The sequence below is a fragment of the Ureibacillus xyleni genome (genome assembly GCF_900217795.1).
GTDB classification, from domain to species: domain Bacteria; phylum Bacillota; class Bacilli; order Bacillales_A; family Planococcaceae; genus Ureibacillus; species Ureibacillus xyleni.
Genome location: NZ_OBMQ01000017.1, coordinates 21,843 through 28,133 on the forward strand (window position 1 = coordinate 21,843; position 6,291 = coordinate 28,133).

Consider the following 6,291-nt stretch of genomic DNA (forward strand, 5'->3'; position numbering starts at 1 on the left):
CCTAAATATGCAAAATGAAAAATTTAAACCGTTCTATTTATTTTTTATTACCTATATGACTCAAATGGGTATAGTGTTCTTTAGCTTACCAAATATCATAGCCGATCATTTTGGATATAACGGTTGGATTATGATTATACCTATTTCAGTTGTTGTTTTGATTCATATTGGATTGATTGCTAAGATTTATAGTTTTAATAAAGGTGAGTCGATTTTTGAAACCATTGAGAGTTTAAATTCAAAGGCAAAGATGATACTAATGCCTTTATATATTTCTTTAAGCATATTCTGGTCCATTCTTTCGGTTACAATCGCAAAACACTATGTACATGTTATGAAGTTTTTATATTTCCCTCAAACTGATATACAGTGGTTTGTACTGATAACATTAATTCTTACTTTTTACCTTGTTACAAGAGGAATTATAACAATCGCTCATATCTGTACTATATTTTTCTTTTTATCTGGACCAATAATATTACTTTTATTTTATTTTGTTCCTGACTTCTCCTTTTTGCAATTTTCTACATTTTTGTTTAATGAAAATAAGGACTTTTATGGAGGGATGATCGAATTATATACTGCATTTCTAGGGTTTGAAGTAATACTATTTATGTTCCCGTATATAAGTAAAGAGAAAAGCGGTTTTAAATATGTTTTTTTGGGTCATTTATATACTTCCTTTTTATATTTTATTGTTACTATATTTTGTTATGGATTTAACAGTATACAACAGTTAACTCGTCAAGTTTACCCAGTAGTAACTTTAATGAAATATATAGAATTTGAATTTATTGAACGATTGGACTCTATAATTTTTATATTATTTTATTTAAAGGTGTTAATTACTATTACGATGTATGTCTGGATTAGTTTAGTTACCTTAAAAAGGGTGGTTAAATGGAGTGATAATCTTATTGTTTTTGTATTATTGGCAGTTGGATATATATCAACGTTGGCTTTTGTAACAAAAAAAGAATTAATAATTTTGTTATCTACCTTAACAAGAGTTCAATTGTTAATATCAGTCTTCTTACCACTATTATTATTGATTATTATCTTTAAAAAAAGGAGAAGTAATGGCTAGAATATTAATGATGATTATTCTAATCTTGTTGATGCAATCGGGATGTATGGACCAAAAAATTGTAGAGGAGTTAGGATTTATTCATACAATAGGTTATGAGTCAATTGAGGAAGGAGAGGATATCGGAAAACTTAAAGTAACCGTCTCGTTTCCAATAGCAGAAACCTTAGAACAGCAAACTAACACTACTGTTGTTGATACTCCAAGAGAATCAATGTTATTTTTGAACCAACAGACCGATAAAGATCTAGTTTTGGGTCAAGTAAGGAGTATTCTAATTGGAGAGAAACTTGCAGAAAAAGGAGTATGGGATTTAATCGATACATTCTATCGTGATCCAGTTTTAAGACCAACTGTAAAACTGTCTATTGTAAAAAGTAGTCCACAACAAATGCTATCTAAAGACTATCCAAATTTTCAAATGGTTGATAGTGTTATCGAAGAGCTTTTGACAAAAGAAGCAAGGTTAAATTCCATTCCTGAGATGGATATACATAAGTTTGCGAAAGATTACCTTGATGACGCTATTGATCCTATTGCTCCAATTATTTTACAAACTGAAGATGGAATAATGTCAGAAGGTATTGGATTATTTAGTGATGATCAGTTAAGAACATCACTACCAGAAATAAAAGCAAGAGTTTTCTTTCTTTTAACTGGTGAGTTTAAAGAGGGCAAATTATTAATTAAAATTAGTAAAGAAGAGAACGTAATATTTAGTTTTTTAAAGAATAAAAGAAGTATAAAGGTTGGAATAAATAATAATCAAGATATTGATGTGAATTTGTCAATTGATCTCAAAGGTTTTTTACTGGAATACCAAGGAAAAAAAGATATTAATAATGAAAAACAAATGGCAGAGATGGAGGGAGATATTCAAGATTATATAGAAAAAGAAATAAACGAAATATTAGAAATTATGAAGGAACATCAAATAGATAATCTCGGTATAGGAAAGTATATAAAAAGAAAAATGGATTATCAGACATGGAAAAACCTAGACTGGCCCAAGTCAATAGATCGAGTAAACATTCACCCTACTGTAACCGTGACGATTATAGATACAGGATTGGTTAAATAATGGGGGAGTATCTACCTTATCGGATTTAAAAATTAAAACCAAAGACTTGGCACACGTAGTCTTTGAACTAAGGGATAGAGCAAACAGTTGTAAAGGGTGTTGTAATGGAAGATAGTACTTAGTTCACAGCCAAACATGTACTAGTTGCTGCGAATCTTGGAGGGGCAAAAGAAATATTGAAGGAACATGGTAATGCCTTTTTCTTTGACTGCCTTTTGAAAGGCTACTGATGTGTAAACGGACCCTTGGTCGCTATGTAGTAAACACCCTCGGGTAAGGCGGGTAGTTGCTCGAGTGTATCTAATACTAATGATACGTCTTGCGAATCACGAATCGTATAAGCAATTATTTAACTATTAAATACATCGAGTATACTTGAAAGATATAAAATTTTCTCACCAAAAAGGTAAGTACGTAATGTCTGTTACTAGTTTTTCAAAAGGTTTTGCGCCGCAAATTCACGATTTAGTGTATTGGGAGCGATAAAATATGGTTGTCCCGTTTGTTTTCTTTTCTTCACCTTCACACGACATTGCCAATTATATTTTTTGCATGATACGTTGTACAGCTTTGTGATTGATGCGTTGATCATTTCGTAGAATAGCTGTAATTTTGCGATACCCATATCGATATTTATTTATAATACACGAATCATCTCTTTTAGTAGTTGAGATGTATGAAACCGTTTGGATTCTTCTTCCAACGATAATATGTAGCGCGTGGAATTTCTAAAATGGCACATAGCTTTTGAACGTTAATTTTCCTTTCCATTGCTCAAACATATCTACAATTACTTGTTTAACCATTTCCTCTCCAATTCTGCTTACTTTTTTAGAACTTCAATTTGTTGCTTTAAAAACTGATTTTCATATTGTAACTGTTCCATTGGAGTAAGACTTTCAGGTCCTTTTCCATACGTATATTGTTTATCGACAGGCTGTTCAAAACGATGCATCCCGCAGCCTTTATATCAGCGTACCCATGTTTCAATTTGTGTTTTATGTCGAACATTTAGCTCCTCCATTATTACTTTTGCAGCACTTTCTTTAATTAGGATTGCGTCACTTTTCATTAAAAGGCCATATCCTTGAGGAAGGGATTTTTATTTAAATATAGAATAGGTATTATTGTTAGCAATTTAGCTGAGAAGAGAAAAATTAGATGAGAATGGGGCAAATTAAAATTTATGGAGTAAAGGACAGCTTAAATCCAATTAAGAAAAAACTATCGAATGTTATTCGTTCGTGTATGGTGGAAGCACTTGATTTTCCATCTGATAAGAGGTTTCATCGTTTCTTCCCTTTGGATAAGGAAGATTTTTATTTCGCGAGTGGAAGAACTGAATCATATACAGTAATTGAAGTTAGTATGTTCGAAGGTCGTTCGGTAGAAGCCAAAAAGCAATTACTAAAGTTACTATTTAAACTTATTAATAGTGAATTGTATATATCTCCACAAGATATTGAGATTACAATTTTTGAAACACCAAAACATAACTGGGGTATAAGAGGATTACCTGGAGATGAGTTAAAGCTGAGTTATAAAGTTAATGTATAAATTCGAGGTGGTCATATACTGACCACTTCTTTTTTTAAGTAACGAACAGCATTAAGTGAAAAGGAATTAATTGTCTTTAATATTATCTTGAAATTGAGTCTTCTGTTAAAGTGCATTTGGCAATCAAAAAATGTAATAAATGGTCATTAATTTTGCGACCACTTGCCAACACTATTTTTACTTATTTTCGAATACTAGAATTACGGTATCGATAGCTTTCTCCAGTAAAGATGATTAAATGTGAATGATGGATTAAGCGATCGATTACCGCCTCTGTTAAAATTTGATTCCCAAATACATGATTCCATTGTCCAAATTGAAGGTTCGTCGTAATAATGATGCTACGCTTTTCATAACACATCGAAATCACTTGAAAGAGAAGCTCTGCCCCTTCTTTTCCTAACGGAATATAGCCTAGCTCATCAAGAATAAGGAGGTCTAATTTATCAATTTGGTTCATTAATTTAATCAGCTGCCCTTTTTGATTCGCATCAATCAGTTGATTAACGAGTCCTGCAATTGTGTAAAAGCGTACTTTATGACCAAACTTAGTAATGGCATTTAATGCAATGCAACGACTTAAGTAAGTTTTTCCAGTGCCTACACCACCGTAAAGAATAAGATTCTCCTTTTCAGAGATAAACTGTCCATCCCATAAATCCTCTTTCGATAATGTTTTGGCTAGTTGCACATGCTGCCAATTAAACGGCTCATGACCACTTTGAGGCAACTGCGCCTGCTTTAATAATAAATTCAGTTTTGTTGCTTCACGATGCTCAATTTCTCGTGTAAAGAGCTGCTCTAGAAACTGAATTTGATCAGCGGTTAATTCCGCAATATGTGAACGTAACTGACTTAATTTCAAACGTTTTGCACAATCCTCTAGTAGCTGCGTCATGATTTCTCCTCCATTTTAAAAAGATCATCATAGTGACTTGAACCTCTAGTCACTTCTGGCAGTTTAGGGATTTCCTCAGAGGTTTGAATGTCCTGATAGAGCTGCTGATTGAATTTTTGTGCATTAAAAGCCTGCCTAATTTGTTCAGCCGAAGGATGCCCATTACTAGATGCGGTCATCAACGCTTCGTTTAGTTGACCAAATGTAGCTACGGTCATTAATTCTGCTAAAAGTGATAGTGCTGCCTTTTGCTCATCTTCCGTAGAGGCTTTTAAATAGGCTTGCCATTCTGATGGTAAATGATCATATACACCCGAATATTTAATCGCTTTTGGCCGTTGTGCCAATAATTTTAAATAAGGTTGCCAAACCATAGATTTGGCCTGATTGCCATACAATCTCGGATGCTTTACAATGCATTCATAGTTTTCGTTTAAAATCCGAATTTCATCATACAGAACTTCTACGAACACTTTCTTTTGCGCAAAACGCGGGGAAGTAGAATAAAGTTTTGAATCGATGTGCACAAATCCAGATTTGTCTGCTTTCGCAGTCATGATACGAGCGCAATTAAACTCCTTTTCTGGTAAAACTAAATGTTTTGCGACGGACTCTAAATGAAGTTCAGACTGCTTTCGCTTCTTTTCATAGTGAATCCGTTCCCAGTCTTTCTCAGCCTTTTCCCATAATTGCTCATTCAATTCATTTAAATCTGTAAGCGATAGCGCAGGTAATAAATAGTTGTTTCGTGAATACTTCACCATGTTTTCAACGTGTCCTTTTTCATTTCCCTTGCCAGGATTACAGAATTCATATTCGAATCCATAATGTAAAACAAAACGTTCGAACATGTCCGTTAACTCACGCTCTCCCTTTGCGTGAATCTTTTTAACCGCAGGTGAAAGATTGTCAAAACGAATTGTTTTAGGTACGCTACCTAACCGTTTAAATATACGTTGCAGACCTTCTAATAGACATTCTGTATTTTCGGATGGAAATACCTGAAAGTAGAATGTATTTGAATAAGGAAAAGACATTACTAAAAATGGTAAATCTATTATTTCCCCTGCATATTTAAAAGGGGCTTTCCCAAAATCAACTTGTGCAGTACCTTTATGCGCCTCTAATGGAAGTACAGCACTTTCTGCTTCTTTCTTTAACTCTTCTTTTCGCGAGCTAACATAACGTCTTACAGTTCTTGCTGAACCTTTAAATCCATGTTCCTCAACTAACTGCGTATACATGCGTTTTGCAGTACGCTGGAACTTCTTTTTCATTTTTAAATCTTCTTCAAGCCAACTATTTAAGATCGGTTTTACGGCATCTAATACGGGCGATTTGCGTTTTTGCTTTAACTTTTGTGGAAACTCTTCTAAATCAGCGTACTTTTTAACTGTACGTTGATCATGATTTACGCTTTCTGCAACTTCCTTGTAGGAACGCCCTTTATGATTAACTTCATGTCTGATATAATTAATTTCTACCACTTGCAACATCTCCTATATTACCTCCTGTTAAACGTTGTTGGTCCAACGAGGAGTGTAACTTTATTGGATAATGTTGACAAGTGGCTGTATCCACCCAAAAAAGTCGTTCCAACTCCCCTTCCCCCTTAAACCTTACCAACTCTTACTCTCCCAACACTTCAAGCCATTTTCCAATATTCTC

The 6,291-nt window shown here is 33.7% G+C and carries 8 protein-coding genes; 3 read left to right on the forward strand and 5 right to left on the reverse strand.

From position 1 onward, the window contains the following. Window positions 1-7 precede the first annotated feature (7 nt). Both CRO00_RS17970 and CRO00_RS17975 read left to right on the forward strand, forming a co-directional pair. Entirely contained in the window at window positions 8-1,087 is a 1,080-nt protein-coding gene (locus CRO00_RS17970; protein WP_097075055.1) for a GerAB/ArcD/ProY family transporter, read from the forward strand. Beyond that, on the forward strand, window positions 1,080-2,168 hold the full coding sequence (locus CRO00_RS17975; protein ID WP_097075056.1) for a Ger(x)C family spore germination protein: 1,089 nt from the start codon (window positions 1,080-1,082) through the stop codon (window positions 2,166-2,168). Before CRO00_RS17970 ends, CRO00_RS17975 begins: the two co-directional genes overlap by 8 nt. A gap of 539 nt (window positions 2,169-2,707) precedes the next feature. Here CRO00_RS17975 and CRO00_RS20655 read toward each other — a convergent pair. Next, window positions 2,708-2,878: an IS3 family transposase gene (locus tag CRO00_RS20655; RefSeq protein WP_097075111.1), complete on the reverse strand. Its 171-nt coding sequence runs from the start codon at window positions 2,876-2,878 to the stop codon at window positions 2,708-2,710. Between the two features lie 113 nt (window positions 2,879-2,991). Beyond that, window positions 2,992-3,123, reverse strand: coding sequence for a hypothetical protein (locus CRO00_RS20595; RefSeq protein ID WP_272914327.1), 132 nt, complete (start codon window positions 3,121-3,123; stop codon window positions 2,992-2,994). 212 nt (window positions 3,124-3,335) lie between these two features. Here CRO00_RS20595 and CRO00_RS17985 point away from each other — a divergent pair, with 212 nt between their 5' ends. Further along, window positions 3,336-3,725, forward strand: a complete 390-nt coding sequence (locus tag CRO00_RS17985) for a tautomerase family protein (protein ID WP_097075112.1) — start codon at window positions 3,336-3,338, stop codon at window positions 3,723-3,725. 181 nt (window positions 3,726-3,906) lie between these two features. On the opposite strand, the gene istB is transcribed toward CRO00_RS17985, so the two are convergent. From istB to CRO00_RS20600, 3 genes are read right to left on the reverse strand one after another with little or no spacing between them, the layout of a single operon-like run. Next, window positions 3,907-4,623 (reverse strand): IS21-like element helper ATPase IstB, encoded by a 717-nt coding sequence (gene istB, locus CRO00_RS17990; protein ID WP_097075057.1) that lies wholly within the window; start codon window positions 4,621-4,623, stop codon window positions 3,907-3,909. Beyond that, the gene (gene istA, locus CRO00_RS17995) at window positions 4,620-6,119 is read right to left on the reverse strand and encodes an IS21 family transposase (RefSeq protein ID WP_097075058.1); all 1,500 of its coding nucleotides are present in this window, start codon (window positions 6,117-6,119) and stop codon (window positions 4,620-4,622) included. Before istA ends, istB begins: the two co-directional genes overlap by 4 nt. Then, the gene (locus CRO00_RS20600) at window positions 6,097-6,222 is read right to left on the reverse strand and encodes a hypothetical protein (protein WP_272914328.1); all 126 of its coding nucleotides are present in this window, start codon (window positions 6,220-6,222) and stop codon (window positions 6,097-6,099) included. The genes istA and CRO00_RS20600 overlap by 23 nt, the downstream gene beginning before the upstream one ends. Between the last annotated feature and the right edge of the window lie 69 nt (window positions 6,223-6,291).

Excerpts from the sequence above, each read along its gene's own strand:
- CRO00_RS17970 (WP_097075055.1), top strand. The coding sequence starts at position 8 with ATGCAAAATGAAAAATTTAAACCGTTCTATTTATTTTTTATTACCTAT.
- CRO00_RS17975 (WP_097075056.1), top strand. The coding sequence starts at position 1,080 with ATGGCTAGAATATTAATGATGATTATTCTAATCTTGTTGATGCAATCG.
- CRO00_RS20595 (WP_272914327.1), bottom strand. The coding sequence starts at position 3,123 with ATGCATCGTTTTGAACAGCCTGTCGATAAACAATATACGTATGGAAAA.
- CRO00_RS17985 (WP_097075112.1), top strand. The coding sequence starts at position 3,336 with ATGGGGCAAATTAAAATTTATGGAGTAAAGGACAGCTTAAATCCAATT.
- istB (WP_097075057.1), bottom strand. The coding sequence starts at position 4,623 with ATGACGCAGCTACTAGAGGATTGTGCAAAACGTTTGAAATTAAGTCAG.
- istA (WP_097075058.1), bottom strand. The coding sequence starts at position 6,119 with ATGTTGCAAGTGGTAGAAATTAATTATATCAGACATGAAGTTAATCAT.